The 19852-nt window shown below is 66.4% G+C and carries 21 protein-coding genes; 16 read left to right on the forward strand and 5 right to left on the reverse strand.

The window, feature by feature from the left end:
* The first annotated feature begins 47 nt into the window (after positions 1-47).
* The gene (locus tag ACWDX9_RS13580; RefSeq protein WP_449952924.1) at positions 48-401 is read left to right on the forward strand and encodes a hypothetical protein; all 354 of its coding nucleotides are present in this window, start codon (positions 48-50) and stop codon (positions 399-401) included.
* A gap of 18 nt (positions 402-419) precedes the next feature.
* Here the strand turns inward: ACWDX9_RS13580 and ACWDX9_RS13585 are convergent, their stop codons facing one another.
* Positions 420-752, reverse strand: coding sequence for a hypothetical protein (locus tag ACWDX9_RS13585; RefSeq protein WP_449952927.1), 333 nt, complete (start codon positions 750-752; stop codon positions 420-422).
* A gap of 52 nt (positions 753-804) precedes the next feature.
* Positions 805-2337, reverse strand: a complete 1533-nt coding sequence (locus ACWDX9_RS13590; RefSeq protein ID WP_449952929.1) for an FAD-dependent monooxygenase — start codon at positions 2335-2337, stop codon at positions 805-807.
* Positions 2338-2391: 54 nt separating this feature from the next.
* Here ACWDX9_RS13590 and ACWDX9_RS13595 point away from each other — a divergent pair, with 54 nt between their 5' ends.
* The 3 genes from ACWDX9_RS13595 to ACWDX9_RS13605 all read left to right on the forward strand — a co-directional run bounded on the left by ACWDX9_RS13595 (position 2392) and on the right by ACWDX9_RS13605 (position 5448).
* Positions 2392-3072: a TetR/AcrR family transcriptional regulator gene (locus tag ACWDX9_RS13595; RefSeq protein WP_449952933.1), complete on the forward strand. Its 681-nt coding sequence runs from the start codon at positions 2392-2394 to the stop codon at positions 3070-3072.
* Positions 3073-4084: 1012 nt separating this feature from the next.
* Positions 4085-4681, forward strand: a complete 597-nt coding sequence (locus tag ACWDX9_RS13600) for a hypothetical protein (protein WP_449952935.1) — start codon at positions 4085-4087, stop codon at positions 4679-4681.
* Between the two features lie 35 nt (positions 4682-4716).
* Positions 4717-5448 (forward strand): hypothetical protein, encoded by a 732-nt coding sequence (locus ACWDX9_RS13605; protein ID WP_449952938.1) that lies wholly within the window; start codon positions 4717-4719, stop codon positions 5446-5448.
* A gap of 155 nt (positions 5449-5603) precedes the next feature.
* On the opposite strand, the gene ACWDX9_RS13610 is transcribed toward ACWDX9_RS13605, so the two are convergent.
* Positions 5604-5849 (reverse strand): hypothetical protein, encoded by a 246-nt coding sequence (locus ACWDX9_RS13610; protein WP_449952941.1) that lies wholly within the window; start codon positions 5847-5849, stop codon positions 5604-5606.
* Positions 5850-6068: 219 nt separating this feature from the next.
* Here ACWDX9_RS13610 and ACWDX9_RS13615 point away from each other — a divergent pair, with 219 nt between their 5' ends.
* Positions 6069-7829, forward strand: coding sequence for an outer membrane protein assembly factor BamB family protein (locus ACWDX9_RS13615; RefSeq protein ID WP_449952944.1), 1761 nt, complete (start codon positions 6069-6071; stop codon positions 7827-7829).
* A 391-nt stretch (positions 7830-8220) separates the two neighbouring features.
* On the opposite strand, the gene ACWDX9_RS13620 is transcribed toward ACWDX9_RS13615, so the two are convergent.
* Positions 8221-8781 carry a hypothetical protein gene (locus ACWDX9_RS13620; protein ID WP_449952947.1) on the reverse strand — a complete coding sequence of 187 codons (561 nt, stop codon included), beginning with the start codon at positions 8779-8781 and terminating at the stop codon, positions 8221-8223.
* Between the two features lie 412 nt (positions 8782-9193).
* Between ACWDX9_RS13620 and ACWDX9_RS13625 the strand changes: the two genes are divergently transcribed.
* From ACWDX9_RS13625 to ACWDX9_RS13645, 5 genes are all read left to right on the forward strand, one after another.
* The gene (locus ACWDX9_RS13625) at positions 9194-9574 is read left to right on the forward strand and encodes a hypothetical protein (protein ID WP_449952950.1); all 381 of its coding nucleotides are present in this window, start codon (positions 9194-9196) and stop codon (positions 9572-9574) included.
* 229 nt (positions 9575-9803) lie between these two features.
* Positions 9804-9980: a hypothetical protein gene (locus tag ACWDX9_RS13630; protein WP_449952953.1), complete on the forward strand. Its 177-nt coding sequence runs from the start codon at positions 9804-9806 to the stop codon at positions 9978-9980.
* 70 nt (positions 9981-10050) lie between these two features.
* On the forward strand, positions 10051-11004 hold the full coding sequence (locus ACWDX9_RS13635; RefSeq protein WP_449952956.1) for a phage baseplate protein: 954 nt from the start codon (positions 10051-10053) through the stop codon (positions 11002-11004).
* Positions 11005-11229: 225 nt separating this feature from the next.
* A complete protein-coding gene (locus ACWDX9_RS13640) occupies positions 11230-11520 on the forward strand; it encodes a hypothetical protein (RefSeq protein WP_449952959.1) in 291 nt (96 codons plus the stop codon).
* On the forward strand, positions 11517-12485 hold the full coding sequence (locus ACWDX9_RS13645; protein ID WP_449952962.1) for a helix-turn-helix domain-containing protein: 969 nt from the start codon (positions 11517-11519) through the stop codon (positions 12483-12485). The genes ACWDX9_RS13640 and ACWDX9_RS13645 overlap by 4 nt, the downstream gene beginning before the upstream one ends.
* Before the next feature lie 477 nt (positions 12486-12962).
* On the opposite strand, the gene ACWDX9_RS13650 is transcribed toward ACWDX9_RS13645, so the two are convergent.
* A complete protein-coding gene (locus tag ACWDX9_RS13650) occupies positions 12963-13982 on the reverse strand; it encodes a LuxR C-terminal-related transcriptional regulator (protein ID WP_449952964.1) in 1020 nt (339 codons plus the stop codon).
* Between the two features lie 220 nt (positions 13983-14202).
* Here ACWDX9_RS13650 and ACWDX9_RS13655 point away from each other — a divergent pair, with 220 nt between their 5' ends.
* The 6 genes from ACWDX9_RS13655 to ACWDX9_RS13680 all read left to right on the forward strand — a co-directional run bounded on the left by ACWDX9_RS13655 (position 14203) and on the right by ACWDX9_RS13680 (position 19460).
* On the forward strand, positions 14203-14964 hold the full coding sequence (locus ACWDX9_RS13655) for a helix-turn-helix domain-containing protein (RefSeq protein WP_449952967.1): 762 nt from the start codon (positions 14203-14205) through the stop codon (positions 14962-14964).
* A gap of 532 nt (positions 14965-15496) precedes the next feature.
* A complete protein-coding gene (locus tag ACWDX9_RS13660; protein WP_020545593.1) occupies positions 15497-15703 on the forward strand; it encodes a cold-shock protein in 207 nt (68 codons plus the stop codon).
* A gap of 352 nt (positions 15704-16055) precedes the next feature.
* Positions 16056-17483 carry a DEAD/DEAH box helicase gene (locus ACWDX9_RS13665; protein WP_449952969.1) on the forward strand — a complete coding sequence of 476 codons (1428 nt, stop codon included), beginning with the start codon at positions 16056-16058 and terminating at the stop codon, positions 17481-17483.
* Between the two features lie 271 nt (positions 17484-17754).
* Complete coding sequence (locus ACWDX9_RS13670; RefSeq protein ID WP_449952972.1) at positions 17755-18234, forward strand: tyrosine-type recombinase/integrase; 480 nt, start codon at positions 17755-17757, stop codon at positions 18232-18234.
* Complete coding sequence (locus ACWDX9_RS13675) at positions 18216-18449, forward strand: tyrosine-type recombinase/integrase (RefSeq protein ID WP_449952975.1); 234 nt, start codon at positions 18216-18218, stop codon at positions 18447-18449. Before ACWDX9_RS13670 ends, ACWDX9_RS13675 begins: the two co-directional genes overlap by 19 nt.
* 411 nt (positions 18450-18860) lie before the next feature.
* Positions 18861-19460 (forward strand): hypothetical protein, encoded by a 600-nt coding sequence (locus ACWDX9_RS13680; RefSeq protein ID WP_449952978.1) that lies wholly within the window; start codon positions 18861-18863, stop codon positions 19458-19460.
* Positions 19461-19852 lie beyond the last annotated feature (392 nt).

Genomic DNA, 19852 nt, shown 5'->3' on the forward strand with positions numbered 1-19852 from the left:
CTTTTTCATCCATACGCACGAATATCCGACCACAGGAGAAACGAAAAGTGACCACGGTAAAGCGTTCGCTGGCCGTCGGCGTCGGCGTCGGCATGATTTCCGTACTGCTGTCGATCGGCGGCGGCGTTGCGCAGGCGGCGGCCTCCTCCACGTTCACGGCAAGCGGAGCGAGGGTGGCATGCAATACTCCCGGCACTGGCAACACGACCGTCTGGGGAAAGTGCTGGAACAAGGGGAACAGGACCGGTAAGGCTCGCCTGGTGTTCTGGTGCAAAAATATGATCGGCAATGGTTCCCAGCAGAAGAGCACCGGCTGGAAGAGCATCAAGCCCGGCAAGACGGTCAAGTTCGTGGGTGAGTGCACGTTCAAGGCCCGCAACCCTGACTTCCAGATCCGCTGACCTCACGCGGGTTCCGCGTTACCTGGTGACATCGAACGCTGCGTGCATGCCCGCGGCGTAATGCCCCGGGAAGGTGCACAGCAGCTCGTACCGTCCAGGGTGCAGAATCAGCGTCACCCAGCTCACGGAGCCCGGCGCGATGCCCTGGCCCTCGCCTCCGCCGCAGTTGCGCGACGCCTCGCCGAGGCTGCCCGTCTCGCTCACGCGAGCATCGGATCCCGTCGGCCGCTTCCCGATGGCCCGCCCCTTCGCGAGCGGCAGCACGACGAGTTCGTGGGTCAGGGTGCCCGTGCTCGCGCGGAACGACACGGTGCCCTCCGGGACCTTGCCCGGTGTCACCGTCACGCGCATCGGCCCGGCCGCTCAAGTGTGGCAGCAGCGGCTGGAAGAGGCTCGTCCCGATTCAGGCGACTGAGATTGTCCTCAGGTAGTCGACCACTGCGTCGCCTGACCGGGTCCGTACGGCCACATAGCCGTCCGGCCGGACGAGGACGAGCGTGCCCCTGTTGGCGCCATAGCGCTTGCTCGGGGGCCCTGGCTCCAGATGGTAGACGCGGATGTCGTCGCCGTAGAGTGCGTCCAGGCGCTCGGCCAGACCTGGCACCACCGCGCCGAACTGGAGCAGCGTGAAGTGAGGGCCGCGGAAGAGGTCGAACAGCCGCGACTGCTCGCCGGTCACCGGATGCCGGCACGGCGAGTCGGGCGCCCGGTCGCCGGGACGGACCTTGCCCTTGTCGCCGACCGACAGCTCGGAGTTGCGGTAGTTCACGCTGAGCTGGGAGGTCTTGCTGACGATCGCCTTGGTCACCGCGGGGCTGCGCATCAGCGGCAGGATGATCCGGTCGCGAAGGAAGGTCATCAGAGGCTTGGTGGAGAACAGCGCGGTCATGCTGGCGCCGCTGGTCTTGAGCACGGATTCGGCCACCGGGCGGCGCTCCCGCTCATACGTGTCGAGCAGGCTGTCGGGGGCTTGGCCGCGTACCGCGAGGGCCAGCTTCCAGCCCAGGTTGTAGGCGTCCTGGATGCCGGTGTTCATGCCGAGACCGCCCGCGATCGGGTGGACGTGGGCGGCGTCTCCGGCGATGAAGACGCGGCCGGCACGGTAGCGGTCGGCGAGCCGTACCTTGTAGCTGAAGCGCGACAGCCAGGTGGCGTTGTGCAGGCGCACATCCGTCCGGCCGGTTCGCTGCGCGAACAGGCGCTGGAAAAGCTCGAGTGAGGGTTCCTGGCCGGCGCCCTCCTCGCCGGGGCGTACGGTGAGGCCGAACTGCCACGACTGCGTACCGGGCAGCAGCGCGAGGCCCACGGAGGACTCATCCGCCGCGTACCAGACATAGGAGCCGTCGCGGGGCAGGCCGTCCACCTCCACGTCGCCGAGCAGGTAGTGCTCGGTCTCCGACACCAGCCCGAGGAAGGTGATCCCGGCGGCCTCGCGCACGGTGCTGCTTCCGCCGTCGCAGCCTACGAGGTAGGAGGCGTGGATCACCTCACCCGTGGTGAGCTGCGCGACGACCTGGCTGTCGGACTGCTTGAGGTCGGCCAGCTGCAGGCCGCGCTCTACGTGACCGCCCAGCTCGGTCAGGCGGGCGCGCAGTATCTGCTCGGTGCGCCACTGCGGCAGCAGGACGAGCGTCGGGTACGGCACATCCGGCCGCGGATGGGCACCGGCCAGGAGGTGTAGCTCCGCGACGAACCGGCGGTCCATGTAAATCCGCGCCGGCATCTCGGCGGTTCCTGAGTCCAGGAAGTCCTGGACCACGCCGAGATCGTCGAACACCTCCAGGCTGCGCGGCTGTATGCCCTTACCCCGGGACTGGCGGTGGAATTCGGATGATCTGTCGATCACTCGGAAGGTGACGCCGCGCCGGGCCAGCTCGCAAGCCAGCGTCAGCCCGGTCGGTCCGCCTCCGACGATGAGCACGTCTACGTCGGTCATGTCTTCCTCGATTCAGGACGGAACCTATCCGTTCCATTTGGAGGATAGGCGGCCATGAAGTTGGGACGCAACCGTTCCGTCTCGGGTACCATCGCCGATATGGCCGAGATCCGCCCGCGTGGTCGTGGCGCCGCCGTGCTGCGCCAGACAGTTACCGACACCATCGTCGCGGCGGCGGTCGCCGAGCTGGCGGAGGCAGGTTATGCCGGTATGTCAATGGGGGCGGTGGCCCGGCGGGCCGGTACGGGAAAGGCCGCGCTCTACCGGCGGTGGCCGTCGAAAGAGGCGATGGTGGTCGACCTCATCGACGTCGTCGCCTCCCGGGAGGTTCCGGCAGGCGGGGCCGGTGACCTGAGTGGCGACGTGCGAGCCTACGTCCGAGCGGTGGCGGATACGCTGTCGGATCCCCTGGTCATGCGCATCGTGCTCGATCTGACAGCCGAGGCCGCCCGCAACCCCGGGCTCTCCGAGGCATTCGACACCGCGATCCGGCAACCGCGCAGGACCGCGTGCGAGCGGTTCCTGAGGAGCGCGGTGGAGCGTGGCCAGTTGCCCGCCGACCTCGACCTCGACCTGGCCCTCGACCTACTGGTCGGGCTCACGCAGTGGCGTGTCGTCAACACCGGCCGGACCGTCGACGACTCCTCTGTCGAAGCGACGAGCAAGCTGATCATCCAGGCGCTTCCGCTCTGCGTTGGCGCTGGCGCTGGCGACAGGCGCGGTGTGCGGGGATGACGGTCCCTATGCGTGCCAGCAACTCGGCGCCCGAGGTTTTTCTGCGCGCCGGACTGCGCCAAGGACGCCCCATCCTGCTCTGAGCGTGTGGGGGGTGGCTGTTCATCAAGCCGAAGGGCAAGAGCAGGCGAACCTGTACGACCCTGCTGGTTAACTCGCGCGGTGTCGGCTGGTTCGTGCTTGTGGTGCCGCTGGAAGGCCGGATTCAGCGCCGAAAGGTGCTCAGCGGAGCGATCAACGAGTGCGCCGAGGGGCCGGTCCGGCTTGCCCGTCAGGTCCCACGGGTGCGCCCGCCGGGCAGCGCGATCACCTTCCAGCAGTTCCGCTGGCCTACCGGTTGGTGAGGTGCTTGTCCGGCCCGCTGGCGGTCCTCGTCCGCTCTAATCTGTCGAAGGACGTCGAGTGCTGGTGCTCCGTCGCGAGAACCAAATACTCGCCGTCAGCTCGGTGGTCAGTTGCCGTGGGGTCACGCCGACCGACTCTGGCTTGCGTTATTGTCCCGGCTGATCCGCCGCCGGCGGTGGGCGGAGGTGTTCCCGGTCACCCCGGCGACGATCTTACGCTGGCATCGCAACCTCGTGGCACGCAAATGGACCTTCACGGACGGGCGGTGCCCAGGACGCCCCGCGCTCCCGGCGGCCGGTCAAGGCAATGATGGTGCGGATGGCGCGGGAGAACCCGACCCAGGGGCACAGGAGACTCCAAGGCGAGTCGGCCCGCCCGGGATGCACGATCGCGGCCTCCACGGTCTGGGAGATCCTTCACATCGCCGGTCCCCGGGAGTTCACCCTGAATCAACTTTTGTGGAGCGAGAGCACTCGTCAAATCCGCTCTTATGTGCCGCATTGACGCTCCGTTCCATATTGACTATAAACATCAACGCCGGCCATCCCGGGAGTCATCGCCATATTGGCCGGCGATGGCGCGCACCTCTTCGGCAAACCCGTAAAGGAAAACAGTGTTAGCATTCCACGGCAAGCTGGTCCGCCGACGGGTCACTGGCGTCATCGCCATGGCCCTCGTTCCTCTGATGATCGCAGTGGGGGTGGCCTGGGCCGCCGCCACCGACAACATGTTCCCCACCTCGGTCACCGGCGGCCTGTGCCTGAAAGGCATGCACAATGGATATCCCTGCCAGACCGACAATTCCGCCGTCTACTACTACATGGACAGCAGCGGCGAATTCAAGCTGGAGTCCGTCGACAAGGACATGGTCAGAAACGCCCTGAGCGGCGAATACTCGCCCACCCGGCTGTCCATTCACTACGACTCGACGCCGGTGTTCTCAGGAAGCGGCGAGACCGACATCGTGTACCAGGAGGGCTCCGCGGGCCTGAACGACACCGCCGCCGGAATGACGTGGTGCGACGCGACAGGCAACGACCTCCTGGACTGCGACCAGCAAGTTGTCCGCATCCGGGGCAACGGCCGCTACACCTACGCGCGGGTGTGTCACGAGACCGGGCATGCCGTCGGCCTCCAGCATGGCGACAACTCCAGCCCCGAGCTGTCCAAGACCGACGACCGGCTGGGCTGCATGGTGACGCCGTCGACCGGCCACAACAAGCTCGGCGCCAACAACGTCGAGAACATCAACGCCACATACTAGGGGGAGCCGTGAGACGTCATTTCACCATCGCCGGCGTGGGGATCGCCGCCGCGCTCATCACGGCCACGGCCGCCGTGAGCGGCTCGATGGCCACCGCCACCGGCGGCTCTCCCGCGCAGCCGCACAAGATGGTCATGGCCGAAGCCGACGACCGCCTGCCCAGTGTCACCGCCACCGACTGGGTGACGTACGCCGACCACGTGGTCGTCGTCAGTGCTGCCTCCGAACAGCGGCTCCAGCCCACTCAGACCGAACTCGAACGCGGCGAAGGTCTCATCGGCCGCGCGGTTGACCTGCGGGTCAACGAGGTCCTGTGGTCGCGCGAGGGCGCGCCTAAACCCGCGCCGGACGGCTGGACATACAACGCCGTGGGTTTCGCCTTCAACGACGGCAAGGTGGGCGAGCCCGTACCGATGGCCCTGCACGATCGCCCGCGCATCGAGGCAGGCCACGACTACATCATGGCCATCGTGTGGGAGGAGGCCCGTTGCTCGGAGGGTGACGAGCCGGAACCCGGCAAATGGTGGGGGCTGGGCGAGGGCTCCGAAGTTCCCTATGACGGCAGTGTAATCGGACAGGGCGAGCAGGAGGGCCGCGTACAGACCGTCGCCGACGCCCGCACGCTGGCCGCGCAGGCCGGGCCCAACGCTGGGATTGAAGAAGAGATGGTGGGAAACAACGCGGCAACACTGACCGCCAGGCTGAAGGCGACCGCACCAGGCGAGAAGCAATTCGAAGCCGAGGCCGCCACGACCAGTTGCGGGTGAGTTCACCACGCACGCGCGTGCGGCCGGATCGTCGTATCCGCCGCACGGGCCGGTCACCCGCCGGCGGGTCCTCCTCCCGCCCCAGAGCTATCGATGTCAGGCCCGGCCGACGCAAAACACCGGCCACCAAACCCGGGCGGTCTCCTGGCCGCTCGTCAGGGTGTGGGGGGGCAACGGCGCCACTCCACGGGATCTTCGCGGTAGTTGTCCTGGTTGAACTTCGCGCCGATGATGTCGATGCCGGAACAGGCGGCTGTGAGCCGGCAGGTCTCGAAGCTCGCGCCGGCCCTGGCGAAGTCCTTGGGCGCGGACTGCCGCTTGCAGCCGGGCATGCTGCCCGTCACCACGGCGCCCGCGCCCCCGCCGTCTGCGGTCACCGGCTGCAGGAAGGGGGCGGACATGAACGACATGTCGCTCCCGTTGACGTTCTGGAAAGGCTGCCCGGTGCTATGCCGTATCAGGTGCCGACGAGACCGGCTCGGCGGAATCCTCCACGAATACACGCATGCCGCTGATACACGCATGCCGCTGAGTCGGCCCCGCCAGTACCCCTGCCAGGCAGGGTCGCGCTGCGTTGCTGATCGACGTGGCCCGCGAGCAGGCAGTCGTAGATCTTCGGGGTGGTGCTGGTTGCCATGGACGGACTGAGCTTGCGCTCTCATCGTTCGTGGTGGGGATGGTTCGGCGCCGGTCTGGCGCTCGCCGGGGTGGTGGCCGCGGCATGGGCGTACGCTGCCTGGTGGTCGCCGCCTGACTGGCCGCCGTTGCCTGCTGCATCCTCGCACCCGCCGCGCTTCGCCACGGCGGTGCTTGTGCTGGGGATTGCTCCGGTCCTGTGGCTGGTCGTCGCCACCGTCAGGGTGGTCCGTGGTGCGCTGCCTGCCGAAGATATCCGTGCCGCGGCGTTGGCGTGCGCCGTTGTCTGGGGAGGGGCTGCCACATACCACTGGATCCAGGTGAGTGACGCCTTCGCGTCAGGACGGCTGGGCGCGTACGAGGCTGCCTTCGGGACAGGACTGGCGGCAGCGGCTGCGGGGCTCGCCGGCATGGCGATCGCGTTCAGGCCGGTGATGAAGGGAGCCAGCGGTGTTCTGGGCGGATCGGCCGCCGCAGTGGTGATGAGCGTCGCCGCCCTTGTCGCCGTCGCGATGCTGCCCGTCGGCGCCGCGAACATAGATGCCACCACCGCGAAGAAGGGCGGGCCGCCGGCCGCGGCGCCTGCTTCGGTGGGCAGAATCGCATGGCAGCGGACAACCCCGGAAGACGTGCTCGTGACAAGCGTGGTCACCGCAGGGGCAGGAGCGGTGGTGCAGGTCACGGATGGCCTCGTGGCGCTGGACAGCACCACCGGCAAGGAGCGCTGGCACTACCGCAGGGTCGGAGACATCGCCTTCGATCTCCAGGTCTCGCCTGACGGGAGCATCGTGATGGTCGGCTTCTTGCGGCAGACGTTGCTGGTGGACGCCTATACGGGGGTGGTCCTGGCCGAGCACGCGAAAGCCTGGGGAGGTGCCCGCTACCCAGAGCTGAACTCCAAAGGCATCGTCACCGCGCGCCGCTTGGAGGGCCATCACAGCCAGTCTCCGGGACTCCTCACCGGCTGGGATCCAGCCACCTCCGTGCCCACCTGGCGCTACGCCCCGCCGAAAGGCTGCGTGGGCGGCTACGAGCCCACCCCTGGCATGTTCGCCAGCCCCCAATACATGGCCCGAGATGTGCTCGCCGTGCTGATCATCTGCGCCCCCTGGACCGAGGAGAAAATCCGAGAGGACAAGCCGAGGACGTTCACCTTCGCCGTGCTGGGGCTGGATCCCGCGACGGGTACCGAGGTGTGGCGTCACAAGCGGAAGGTGCTGGTCGAGCCCAACAGCGTCCGCGTGTACCGGTCAACGGACGCGCGCGCTGTGTCGGTGGTCTGGGGCGAGCACGAAGGCGTGGTGTTGGATCAGACGTCAGGAAAGGTCCTCGCCCGACAGCGGGTGACCGGCGTGTTCAGCGCTGAGGGGTTCCTCGACGTGCTTTCCAGCTCTGGCGGAGAACCCAGGCGGGCCTACCACTGGGAGCCGTTCGGCATGGGCGCGCGGAAACAGGTGTCGTTCTCCCCGGCGGGGCTGGGAGCATCCATCGGGGGTTCCGAAAGACATCACGTGCCTCTGGACGACTCGCTGGTCGTGGCCGCCACGTCCTGGAAGGAGAACGTAGGCAGTGTCACCGTGTTCGTCACCCCGTGGGGCACGGCTGACACCGTCCGGATCCCGATGACCTTCCCCGCGCGTTGGCCGATGCTCTCGGATCAGCCTCCTTCCGCAGGTCTGGTGCGCGCGCCTGGTGCGGTGATCGTCGTCCAGCCGATGAGCAATGTGATCGTCGGCCTGGCGTGAGAGGCCGGACCAGCGCAACGAGTCACATCAGAGTCCGCAGCGCGGGAAAGCGCACGACAGGACGGAATTCCAGGGCGTCGTACGGCTCCGGACCCGGATGAGGAAGGCGTGCGGCCGGTCGGCGCGGTCCAGCGCGAGCGTCACGGCCGGTACAGGTAGGTGACCTGCCGGGTCGTCCCGTCGGGGAACGCCTTCTCATCGGCGCGCTGCAGCAGCCGCATCGTCTTTCCCGAAGCCCGCGACGCGCAGGTTCGTCAACCAGGGCGGCACGACCATCGCGAACTTGTCCCCCACCTCCTACCAATTATTCGGGAGGTAGTCCCGGACAAGCGGGATGGGGCGACTATCGGCGGGCCGTACCCCCCTGGAAGCCCGGAAGTCGCTCTCACTCTCAGGGAGCGAGGCCGCTGGTGGCCCCTGATCCCGCACCGCCCGGTCCGCGGTAGCCCGGGTTGTACACCATCAGAGAAAGCTCCGGACTCTCCAACTGGACGATCGAAACCGGTTCGCTGGAGCCGGTGCCGGGCGCGCGATCCGCACGGATATGACCGCTGTTCGGAATCATGCCGGAGAACACCACAGACCCAGAGAGACTGCGCAAGTCCTGAAATTCGATCGGGTCTGCCCCGCCGATCCAGTTCCGCCGGTCGTCGAATGACGTGAGCCAGGCACGCATGCCCTCCTGCGCGTGGTCCACCTCGCCCCTGCGGTTGCCCAGCGTCGGCCATGTGCCGTATCCACCGCCGGCGCGAAGGGCTTGCCGGGGCGAGATGATCTTTGTTGCCCTTTCGGGCAGATCCAGCTCTTCGACGCGGCCTGTCAGAAAGCCTGCGCCGAGGCCTCCCACGAGGAGTATGGCGCCCATGATCAATCGCCGGCTGGGTCTGCGCAGCTTTCCGGACGGATGGGCGGCGTCCATTGGGTTATTTGATTCGGATTCATGTTCGCTCATGTTCGCCGCCCGACTTTACCCCATCTCTGGCCGAAAGGGCGTTGCGAGAGTTGATGTCCGCAATGCTGTAGCGAGATCGGATGGATTTGCGGCGTTAGCGCGTCGGTGGACTCCGCTGTGCTGAGTCGCAGCTCGGTAGCGATGAATCTGACATGGGGGTGGCGGCTCGCCACAGGGCAGTCTTGCCCACGCCCGCTGCCCTGGCCGGCAACTGGCGCTCTTCTCGCGGCTCAGCTTCGAGACGCCCGTCCCTCCGCGGACACGGAGGGTGATTCAGCCCCATTTCAGTGTTTTTTCAGCGCACGTCGTAATCATGGTTCGGGCAAGACGGGGAGACGCGCCGTCACCCCTGGCCCGAACAGAAATATGAAGATAAATGCCTATTCGCAGAAAAATCGGCACCGTTGTAGGCGTGCTGGTCGCCTCGACCTGGCTTGTCGCCTCCGCCACTCCGGCCGCCGCGGCAGGTCCCTGTGGGACCGGCTACAGCCGGATCGGTGTCTACAACATCCCGAAGTCCGGGACGAAGCAGGGCACGCTAGAGGTCTACTACAACGCCAGTTCCGGAAAGAACTGCGCCCTCGCCTACGGCTCGGGCGGTAACTACGGCAAGAAGGCGTACAAGGCCGTGGGCATCGCAACGCCCTCGAGCAACGGCTGGGCCGACTATGAAGATGGCGACTATGCCTACTATGCGGGCCCCGTCTACGCCTCCGCCAAGGGCAAGTGCATCGACCTGGTGGGCGCCGTCGGCTCAGCCATCCGGTATGCGACGAACGTCCACTGCGGCTGACGGTCCGAGAGGAACAAGGCTGGCAGGACACGGTGCGTGATGGGCTCGCCGCCTTGGCAAGCGTGCTGGTTGGAGCGAACGCTCCAACCAGCACGGGCACTCTGGGGCGAGCATCATGATGCCAGGGCAGCATAATGCCAGCCGAAAATGCTGACACGTCAGGGACAAATGCCCGAAACTCTACTCCGTCAGATGCCAGTCATGTGAAATCGCGAGGAGTTCTACCTCTATGAAGAGAGTCATCCTGTCGGTTGTTGCGGCTGCTGTGCTCCTCGGCGTGGCGCATGGGGCCGTCTCCACGGGTGAGAGCCGCCATCCCCATACGCTCGCTCTGCCGTCCAACTCCTGCCTGCCGGACGACCTCGAATGCGACCCGGTCAACCTCGGCTGGCAGGACGAGCTGTGATTGCTCACAGCCCGGCGAACCGGCATGACTCTACGCAGGGCTCGGCTACCAAGGAGGCGATCAAGGGGAGATGACCTCTCACATCCGTGTTTCCCGCCGAGGGCTCCTCAGGCTCGGCACCGGTGTCGCCGCGGCCGCCGCGCTGGCCGCCAAGTCCGCGGCCGCCGCAGAGGGACGGTTCCAGCTGACTGCCCCGTCAACCTCGCTGATCTGGAAGAAGGCCCTGTACGACGAGACCGTCCTGCAGTCGATCGCCTTCGACAACCGCAACGGCCACATCTACACGCTTCAGGTGAAGAACGGTGCCGGCTCCGGCGCGGCGGGCCATCTGTGCCTGTCCAAGCTCAGCCTCACCGGCACACTCCTCGGCCATATGTACCTGATGGGCTTCGGGCACGGCGTCCAGTTCGGGGTCGAGCCGTCGGGCACGTCGGCCTACCTGTGGACGGAGACGGACGGGGTGAGCGACGGCAAGAGTTCCCGGGGCACGAAGCTGGCCAGGTTCGAGTTCGCCAACGGCCAGACGCTGACCACCTCGTCGTCGGCGCTGACCAAGTACAAACCGATCGCGGACTCGGACAACACCACGTGTGCGATCGACCCCTCCACGAACCGGCTGGTCATGCGTTACTGGGACGGGAGCCGTTTTCGCTACGCGGTCTACTCGTTGGCGGACGTCAAGGCGGGCGCGCCAAAGGCGCTGTTCGACGTCGCTCAACCGTCGGGCCTGGGCACCTTCCAGGGGTACGCGGCCTACGGGAATTTCGTCTACATGCTGACCGGCACGGCGTACGGGGACGACAATCCGCCGCCCGGCAACACGTACATCACCTGCCTGGACCTGCGCACAGGCGAGCAGGTCCAGCGGGCGCGCAGCGTGGCCGGCAAGTCCCTGGACTATCGCGAGCCAGAGGGCATGGGTATCCAGATCGTCTCCGGTGCCCCTCGCCTGTGCCTCGGCCTGGCCTCAGGCGTCGAGAAGGCCCGCCTGGCCAGCATCTTCTACAAGACAGAGCTGATCTGAGACGGACGTGGGCCTGGCGATCGCATCGGCCGCTTGGCCCTTTGATCATCTCTCGAGCAACGTCAGACCGCCGTTGTGATGCTCGATCGTGGTGCCGATGGAAAGGCCGGATCGCGCCGCAGGAGATCAGATCGCCAGGCGAAGAGTGACGGCCGCTCATCATGCCGTACGCGTTTGCTTCGCCTGGTGGATGGGTCGGGCCGGTGGCCGTAGGTCGACTACCTGGTGGACGGCCTGCCCTCGGGCCAGGATCCGGCTGGCGCTGTCGTGGAGGCGATGGTGTCGTGTACGGCCTCTACCTGCATTCGGGCTGCTCGCGGTCAGGTGCTCCAGCGCGATGACATCGCCATGTTCGAGCAGACAGGAGGGAATGTGGGCGAAGAGAGCCGGGCAGTGTTGTTCGACGAACTCGGCGGACCTAGGTTGCTCAACGTCAAGGATGCGGGGATTGAAAAGCCCGGTCCCGGCGAGGGACACCCTGTGCTGCGGGCCTTCCAGCCTTGGGAGGCAAGATGACCGAGGACACCCTTCTGGCTCCCGCACTTCCTCGCGAATACCGTGCTCAGAGCCATGACTCCGGCTCGGTGATGGAGTCGGGCAGCGAGTGCGTCCGCATGGACGAACGGGAGATCTCGCTCGGCGGCCTGCGCTTGACGACGGAGACCGTCGTCCCGATGCGTATCCGGCAGACCCCGCGGCCAGATCACGAGACTGGCCCACGATCCGCAGAGTCCTACCACCTCCTGATTCCTCTGGCGGGCCGAGTGGACATCATCTGGGAGCACCGACGGTTCAGCTCGGGGGTCGGAGACCTGTTCGTCCACGATCCCACCCGCATGGTCGCGTGCGACGTGCGGCCTCCAGGCGACGGACCCGCCTTCCGGGCCACGTGCATCACGGTCCCCCAGTCCCTGCTGAACCTGCCGGCCGAACACCTGGACGGACTGCTGGGCCGTCCCCTCTCCGCCACCGAGGGCATCGGCGGCCTGCTCACCGACTTCGTCACCAATATCAATAAGAATGTGCACAACTTGCGGCCCGTCGATGGCTCGCGGTTGGGCATGACGCTCGCCAGCTTGGTCTCCGCGCTGCTTTTCCACGCCCTGGAGGTTGACGGGGTGAGCACCACCGGCCAGTCCCACCGGCATGTCCTCATCTTGCGCATCCAGGCGTTCGTACAGCGGCATCTGCGTGAGCCGGATCTGACACCGCGGGCGTTGGCTGCCGCGCATCACATCTCCACCAGTTACCTTCATCGGCTGTTCCAGGAAGAGGGGTTGAGGGTGGCCGCATGGATCAAGGCGCAACGTCTGGAGCGTGCGCGTCTTGATCTGGCCGATCCGGCGTTGTGTCATGTCCCCATCCGCGCGATCGCCTCCGGGTGGGGCTTCTCCCACCCCTCGGACTTCAGCAGGGCCTTCCACCGTGCCTTCGGCATCTCGGCCAGCAAATTCAGACAGCAAGCGCTAAGCCTGGACTGAGATACCGACGCACCATCACGGCGTACGGAGATCCGCCATGGCTCGCCGAGATTGTCCTCATCAGGCCCAGCTACGGCATGCACGCCTCACCCGGATCTGGAAGCACCGCGCCTAGCAGAGCGCCTGTGCCGCGCAGACCTCCGGCCACCGCGAACCATGCGGTGGTCCCCGAACCAGGACGACTCTCATACTTGGAGGACCTGGCACACGGGCCGATCGGAGGGTCAGCGAGTCAGTTGCGGCTGGGGTGATCGGGATGTGGTGTCTCTCCTCGGAGAGGAGTGGGTCAGTTTGGCGGGAGGCATGTACGCCGGTCCAGTTGCTGTGAAACCGTGTCCTGGGCGTGGGCGGCGTCGACGGTCTCGTCCTTCCCAGCGCTGGAGGTAGCCGCGGAAGCCGGTGACATGGGGTTGTAGATGGCGCGCTGATCCCGGCCGCATCGCCCCCGTCTCCGCGCGTACCCGGCAGGCGCGGGGATCAGCGCGCGGTAGGGGCGTCGTCGGCCAGCCAGCCGACGCGCTCGGCGAGCACACCCGCCTGGAACCGGCTCTTCGCGCCGAGCCGGCTCATCAACTCGGCGGCGAGACGGCGCTCGGTACGCAGCGAGATGCCGAGCTTGCGGGCGCAGACGTCGTCGGTGTTGCCTTCGGCCATGAGCCGCAGTAAGGACAGTTCCTGGCGGCTCAGGCCGTCATCCTCACGTTCGGGAGGGACACCAAGCGGGGTGGCCTCTTCCCAGAACTTCTCAAACAACGCGCACAGAGCGGTGATGATGCTGCCCTGTCGCACGACCATGGCGCCCATGGCCGTGTCGTCGATCTGCACGGGCAGCAGCGCCCGCTGCCGGTCGAAGATGATCATCCGGAGCGGCACGACGGGAATGGTCCTGATCGATGCCCCCTCCCCGACCAGCCAGTTGACGTAGGCGAGGGTGTTGGGGTCGTTGGCCAGGCTCTCCAGGTAGATCGAGCGCATCCGCACGGCGCGGGCGAGGACCGCCTGGTCCTGCGGCCTGCTGGCCTCCATGTTGTCCTTCGTCTGGGGACCACCATCGACGAACGCCATCACGTCGGAGACGCATTCTCGGCCCAGCACCTCGATTTGGGTCCTGATGTCGTCCAGGCCGAAGAGATACTTGATCTCAGGTCGTCGCGAGGATCCGTTGTGGAAACCGTACTCGGCGATCAGTTCGCTCACCCCTGCCCGGCCGGCGGCGATGGCCTGCTGGCGCTGGAGCAGGTCAGCCTCGTGGCTGGCGAGGAGCGAGGTGAGGCTGATCTCGGGGTCGATGAGGTGCAGCTCTCCCGGCCGTTCCCAGGACGGCTGAAGTAGCCCCAGGCGGGTCAGCTCGTCCAGGGCGTCGTCCATGTGGCCGGACAGCAGCTGTACGCGGTCGGCGATCTCCTCCACTCGCAGCTTCGGCTCGCGCAGTATGACGCGATAAACGGACTCGGCGTCGACGCTGAGGCCCAGCGTGTCGAAAAATCCTCGTGCCATATGGTCACTATGGCCGAGATACCGGGGCCACGAGCACAAGCGCGGGCAGCGAGACATCAAGGTGTCAGGGACGACTGCTGGCATTTGGGAAGGCGACACTCTTGCGGCAGATATCCGAGGTAAATAGAGATTCGCGAGCGGCTCGCTACAGCGGTTGAAAGGCTGAGGTAACACGGCGTGGTTGCGTGCTCGCGACGGGGTTCGGGAGTATGCCGGTGGGATGCGTTATCCGGATGGTGGTGGTCTGTCCCCGGCGGCGCGAGCCAAGCGTGAGCAGGTCCGCTTGGAGGCTGCCGGGCTATTCGCCGCGGGCATGTCGCCACCTCAGGTGGCCAGGAAGCTGCGGGTCTCACGCAAGTCGGCTTATGTCTGGCATAAGGCCTGGCGCACGGCGGGAGCCGAGGCGCTGGTGTCGAAGGGCCCGGGCGGGCAGCACTGCCGGCTGAACGCCGCGCAGGTGGAGCGGTTGGAGGCCGCCTTGGACGCCGGTCCGGCCGTGTGGGGGTGGGCCGAGGATCAGTGGTGGACCCTGGCGCAGGTCACCATTGCCGGAACAACGGTGCGGGATCAGGATGCGTGGATCTGCTTCGAAGACGAAGCAGGCCAGTCACTGAGGCCACCCAAGGCCCGTACCTGGTCCCGCCGTGGATGCACCGCTACCGTCACCGTCTCGGGCAAAGGCTCCGGGCGCGTCAACCTGGCTGGGCTGATCTGCCTCAAGCCAGGGCCGCGGACTCGGCTGATCTACCGCATGATGATCTACCGGTGTCGACACGCGCCCGTGGCTGACGGTCTTCTACTTACCGACCTACGCTCTGAACTCAACCCCGTGGAGACCGTGTGGTCGCACCTCAAACGCGGCCTGGGCAACGTGGCCCCCTGCACGCTCGACCACCTCGCCGCGATCATCCGCCGCCGACTCGAACAGATATGCAGTACCGCCCCGACCTCCTGGACGCATTCCTGGCACACACTGGCCTGATCACGAACCCGAGATCGACATGACACCCCGAACTTTCAACCTCTGTACGCGCTTAGCCGATCCTCGACCGGCGAGCGGCCCGCTGCCGCCGAGTACCTCGCCGACCTGCTGGTCTGCTCGGTCGTACAGGCAGGCCGCGCTGGCCGGGACACCTGCGGGGCCCGGAACCGTAAGCCTTTCCCAGCCTGAACGCGGCCTCTTTGATGAGTTGCAGGACGAGGACATTGCCTGGCCGATCGGGGTGGCGCGGTGCGGGCAACAGCGCAGTTGAACCTGGAACTTGCAGGTCAAGGCGGCAATGGCGCGCGGATGATGTCGGCGTTGGCGGGGGCATGCGGAGCACGACGGCACATGTGCTAGATTGGGCTCAGTTGCAGTTGTGGTACCCATAAAGACTTGTGTGCACCTGACGGTATGTAGCCTCAGGTGCATTTTTTGTTCTCCGGTCATCTCCGGGTGTGTGGTTCTATCGCGGCGACGCGGAATCCGTTCGATGCGGATTTCGGCTTTGCACCCATCGAAGGAGATCAACATGGCTTCTGGCACCGTGAAGTGGTTCAACGCGGAAAAGGGCTTCGGCTTTATCGAGCAGGACGGCGGCGGCGCCGACGTCTTTGCGCACTACTCCAACATCGTCGCCAACGGCGGCTACCGTGAGCTGCGCGAGGGCCAGAAGGTGGCCTTCGACGTCACGCAGGGCCAGAAGGGCCCGCAGGCCGAGAACATCGTTCCCGCCTGACACTGCGCACCACGTAGCCGGGGCCCGCGCCGCAGGGCGCGGTCCCCGGCGCGTTGCTTTTGTGGCATCCATCGTGCCGTGATGACCTCACAACCCGAGAAGCACAGCGTGTCTGTTCTTCCGCCGCACACCGGATGCACCACCGATGGCTCCGGTTCGGGCATAGGCCCGCTCCAGTTCTACGGCGCCGCATCACAGCCGCGTTCTTCCCGGCGAAAGCCGACCATTTCGACGTACGAGCCCAGGCTGTTTCCGCCGGTTCGACTCGTCTTTCTTCGGCTCGTGCTAGCTGTTCTTGTGCCGCTCATCGCGCCGAGGATCCTGACACGTGCCGCATCGAGGAAGGTTCTGCATGAACCACGTAACTCGCGCGCACGATCGCAACTCTTCGCCCCGTACGGGCGGCTCCGCCCGAAGCAGGGGCGGCCGATTCAGCTCTCCGGCTCAGGGCCGTTCAGGCGCCTCCAGCCGGTCCGGCAACGGGCGGCGTCCCGCCGCGCTCCAGAGAGAGTTCGCGCTGCCGGTCACCGTAACCCCGGCCCTGCCGGCAGCCGCGACATTCGCTGAGCTGAGCATGCCGCCCGCACTGCTGAAGGTGCTCACCGGCCTGGGCTTGAACGAACCGTTCCCGATCCAGGCGGCCACGCTGCCGAACTCCCTGGCCGGCCGGGACGTCCTGGGGCGGGGGCGCACCGGGTCGGGCAAGACACTTGCCTTCGGCCTGGCCCTGCTCGTCCGCACCTCCGGACAGCGGGCACAATCGCGGCGACCGCTTGCCCTGATCCTCGTCCCCACCAGGGAACTGGCCCAGCAGGTCACCGATGCGCTCACGCCGTACGCCCAAGCACTGAAGCTGCGGCTGGCCACGGTCGTCGGCGGCATGTCGATCAGCCGCCAGGCCCATGCGCTGCGCAACAGTGCCGAGGTCGTCATCGCGACCCCGGGACGGCTCAGGGATCTCATCGAGCGCGGCGACTGCCGCCTGGACCAGGTCGGCATCACCGTGCTGGATGAGGCCGACCAGATGGCCGACATGGGCTTCATGCCGCAGATCACCCACCTGCTCGACCAGGTGCGCCCAGATGGCCAGCGGATGCTGTTCTCCGCCACTTTGGACCGCAACGTCGATCTGCTGGTCCGCCGCTATCTGAGCGACCCGGTGGTCCATTCGGTCGACCCCTCGGCGGGCGCGGTCACCACGATGGAGCACCACGTGCTGCACATCCAGGGTGCCGACAAGCAGGCCACCACTGTGGAGATCGCTGCTCGCGACGGTCGGGTGATCATGTTCCTGGACACCAAGCACGCTGTGGACCGGCTCACCGAACAGTTGTTGAACAGCGGAGTGCGCGCCGCCGCGCTGCACGGAGGCAAGTCCCAGCCCCAGCGCACCCGCACCCTCGCCCAGTTCAAGAGCGGCCACGTCACGGCGCTGGTGGCGACCAACGTCGCGGCCCGCGGCATCCACGTCGACAACCTGGACCTCGTCGTCAACGTCGACCCGCCGAGCGACCACAAGGACTACCTGCACCGCGGCGGCCGCACCGCCCGCGCCGGCGAGTCCGGCAGCGTCGTCACCCTGGTGCTGCCCAATCAGCGCCGTGACATGACCCGCTTGATGGCCGACGCCGGTATCGTCCCGCAGACCAGCGAGGTCCGTTCGGGCGAGGCCGAGCTGAGGCGTATCACGGGCGCCCAGGCTCCCTCAGGCATCCCCGTGACCATCACCGCACCGGTGGTCAGTCGTCAGTCGGGACGGAACGGCAGACGATTCCGGTAGCAGCGGATGGGGGCTCGCCCAAGGCCAGGTAGTTAAGGCTTTTGGGCTGTTGGCAAGAGTGCTGAAGAGATTGGCCGGGCGGTGTAGATACCCGGCCTGATCTTGCGGATGAGTTGGCTGCTGGCCCAGCGAGACAGTCGCCGGTACATGGTGTTGAGGGTGACCTCGCGGAGGTGGCGGGCGATGTCCCGGGCTGGTCAGGGGCGGTTGGGGTCTTGGTGGAGCAGGGCCAGGACCTGGCAGTTGGTATTTCGCCGTCCAGGTGACGGACGTGTCCGGACGGCGGCAGCGACTGCGCCGTGGCGGCTTCCCCACGGCCGGGGTAGCGCGGCAGGCCGCCCGCGATATCGCTCAGTCGCTGGAGGGAGCGCCGGTGACCGGGTACTGTACCGTCGCCCAATGGCTGCGCTACTGGTTGTCGGTGGCTGAGCAGCGGATCCGGCCGACCACGTACAAGGCCTACCGCGATCACGTCCGGCTGTTCCTGATCCCGTATCTCGGCCTGATCCCGCTTCGCGGGCTGTCGAGGCGGCACGTCGTGAGGATGTTCTCGAGTGTGGCCCAGCGCCACACCCGTTACGGCAAACCGATCAGCGCGGCCACCCTGGAAAGGATTCGCGCGACGCTGCGGGCCGCCTTGAACGAAGCCGTCCGGGAAGACGTGATTCATGGCAACCCGGCTCGGGATCTACGGGCTTCCACAAGCTGGTCATGGCCAGCGGCCTTCCCCCGGTGCGGCTGCACGATTTGAGACATGGAGCCGCGACGCTGGCCCTGGCGGCAGGAGCGGATCTGCGCGTGGTGCAGGGCCTGCTCGGACATGCCAGCATCGTGCTCACCGCCGACACGTACACGTCGGTGCTGCCGCAGCTGTATCACGACAGCGCCCGGGCCACTGCCCGGCTGGTCCTCAAAGCGGCTCCCAAGACCGCGCGCAAGGTGAACAACGCGCGCGCTCGTACATGACTCACAGGTGTCTCACCGTGACTCACGACCGGACGGCTCGACTACAGAATCGTGGGAAACCGCAGGTCGGAGTGGTAGGGCGCCCGGGGCTCGAACCCGGAACCTACGGATTAAAAGTCGAAGCTGTCAGTTTCCGCGTGTTGTTGTCGGTACTCGTGTCGGTGTTCAGGTTGAGTTGTCGGATTCCGCTACTCGCCGTCTCCCTGCTGGCGATAGTGCGCATGTAGTTCGGCCAGATGCCCTCGCGAGCAAGCCGTGATCCGGCGACCGCTGAGCGCCGGATCAGGACGGACCGCCAAGGGGTCCTGCACGACCGAACGCCTGTTTTCGAGCAGGGCGGCCTTCGGTGTCAGTCCCGGGCGGTAGCGTGCACACCATATTTCACCCACTCGCTTCCGCACCGGAGCTGATATGACCGACACCTACTCGCCCGTTCCCGAACTGAACTTGCTCAAGGAGTTCTCCGACGGTCCTGGAGAGGACGCCTTCTCGCACGGATTCGAGTTCTATGAGTACGACCGACCCGACGCCGGCTTGGTGGAGTGGCTGTGCCTAGAGGGGCGGGAAGAGGAGGTACGAGGCCACCTCGACCAACTCACCCCCTTCGCTCAGGCCACCGGCTCGGGTTCGTTCTACGCCCTGTGGCACTGCGACGACCGCACCGACTTCGCCACACTTCCTGTCATCCGCTTCGGCGACGAAGGCGATCTCGACATCATCGAGGGCCTGCGCAACCTGTTCCGGCTGCTCGCGATCGACGACGAGTCGTTCACCTCTTGGGACGAGGAGCGCGAGGCGGACCCCGACGAGGAGCACTCCCCTGGGCACGAGGCGTACGTGGCTTGGCTGAAGGAGACGTTCGGCCTGACCCCTCCCACCGAACCGGAAGCGGACGAGATCCTCGAGTCGGGAGGCAAGAAGTACGGCGCCCGGTTCGTGGACTGGCTGGAGGAGTTCGGATCCCAGGAGATCGACTTCGACTCGTGGCGCAAGGAGATCGGCGGCTCCTGAGTAAGTCTGCGACCCGTTCGTGATGACCACACCACACCAGTCACAGGGCTCAGGACCAGGCTCATCGGTGCTCATGCCGATCGACTACCCGGAACGTTTGAGACCTCTCGCCGACAGAAAGACCTGAACAACTCCGCTCGAAACCATTCAGACCAAAGATGTCGTGCCACAGGACAGAACCCTTCCCGGACGCCAACCTCATCCGGAAGGGACAGCAACCCTGGCGGCCAGCGACGGCCACCAGGAGGAACGGGCTGGCCTTCTGTTTACAAGGTCCCCAAACGATCTCCAAGGCTGTTCCGGACACGTTCGTCGGGCTGGTCACCAAAGTTCCGGCCGTTCGGACCCGTTCGGCTCAGTCCTTGATCGTCCGCTCGGGTGGCTCCCAAGGT

It is taken from the genome of Nonomuraea sp. NPDC003201 (assembly GCF_053590415.1).

What these genes read in the sequence shown, in the direction of transcription:
- ACWDX9_RS13610 (WP_449952941.1), bottom strand. Translation starts at nt 5,849, where the DNA reads ATGTCCGCCCCCTTCCTGCAGCCGGTGACCGCAGACGGCGGGGGCGCG.
- ACWDX9_RS13585 (WP_449952927.1), bottom strand. Translation starts at nt 752, where the DNA reads ATGCGCGTGACGGTGACACCGGGCAAGGTCCCGGAGGGCACCGTGTCG.
- ACWDX9_RS13620 (WP_449952947.1), bottom strand. Translation starts at nt 8,781, where the DNA reads ATGAGCGAACATGAATCCGAATCAAATAACCCAATGGACGCCGCCCAT.
- ACWDX9_RS13655 (WP_449952967.1), top strand. Translation starts at nt 14,203, where the DNA reads ATGCGTTATCCGGATGGTGGTGGTCTGTCCCCGGCGGCGCGAGCCAAG.
- ACWDX9_RS13600 (WP_449952935.1), top strand. Translation starts at nt 4,085, where the DNA reads ATGGCCCTCGTTCCTCTGATGATCGCAGTGGGGGTGGCCTGGGCCGCC.
- ACWDX9_RS13680 (WP_449952978.1), top strand. Translation starts at nt 18,861, where the DNA reads ATGACCGACACCTACTCGCCCGTTCCCGAACTGAACTTGCTCAAGGAG.
- ACWDX9_RS13665 (WP_449952969.1), top strand. Translation starts at nt 16,056, where the DNA reads ATGAACCACGTAACTCGCGCGCACGATCGCAACTCTTCGCCCCGTACG.
- ACWDX9_RS13660 (WP_020545593.1), top strand. Translation starts at nt 15,497, where the DNA reads ATGGCTTCTGGCACCGTGAAGTGGTTCAACGCGGAAAAGGGCTTCGGC.
- ACWDX9_RS13650 (WP_449952964.1), bottom strand. Translation starts at nt 13,982, where the DNA reads ATGGCACGAGGATTTTTCGACACGCTGGGCCTCAGCGTCGACGCCGAG.
- ACWDX9_RS13590 (WP_449952929.1), bottom strand. Translation starts at nt 2,337, where the DNA reads ATGACCGACGTAGACGTGCTCATCGTCGGAGGCGGACCGACCGGGCTG.
- ACWDX9_RS13595 (WP_449952933.1), top strand. Translation starts at nt 2,392, where the DNA reads ATGAAGTTGGGACGCAACCGTTCCGTCTCGGGTACCATCGCCGATATG.
- ACWDX9_RS13645 (WP_449952962.1), top strand. Translation starts at nt 11,517, where the DNA reads ATGACCGAGGACACCCTTCTGGCTCCCGCACTTCCTCGCGAATACCGT.
- ACWDX9_RS13630 (WP_449952953.1), top strand. Translation starts at nt 9,804, where the DNA reads ATGAAGAGAGTCATCCTGTCGGTTGTTGCGGCTGCTGTGCTCCTCGGC.
- ACWDX9_RS13635 (WP_449952956.1), top strand. Translation starts at nt 10,051, where the DNA reads ATGACCTCTCACATCCGTGTTTCCCGCCGAGGGCTCCTCAGGCTCGGC.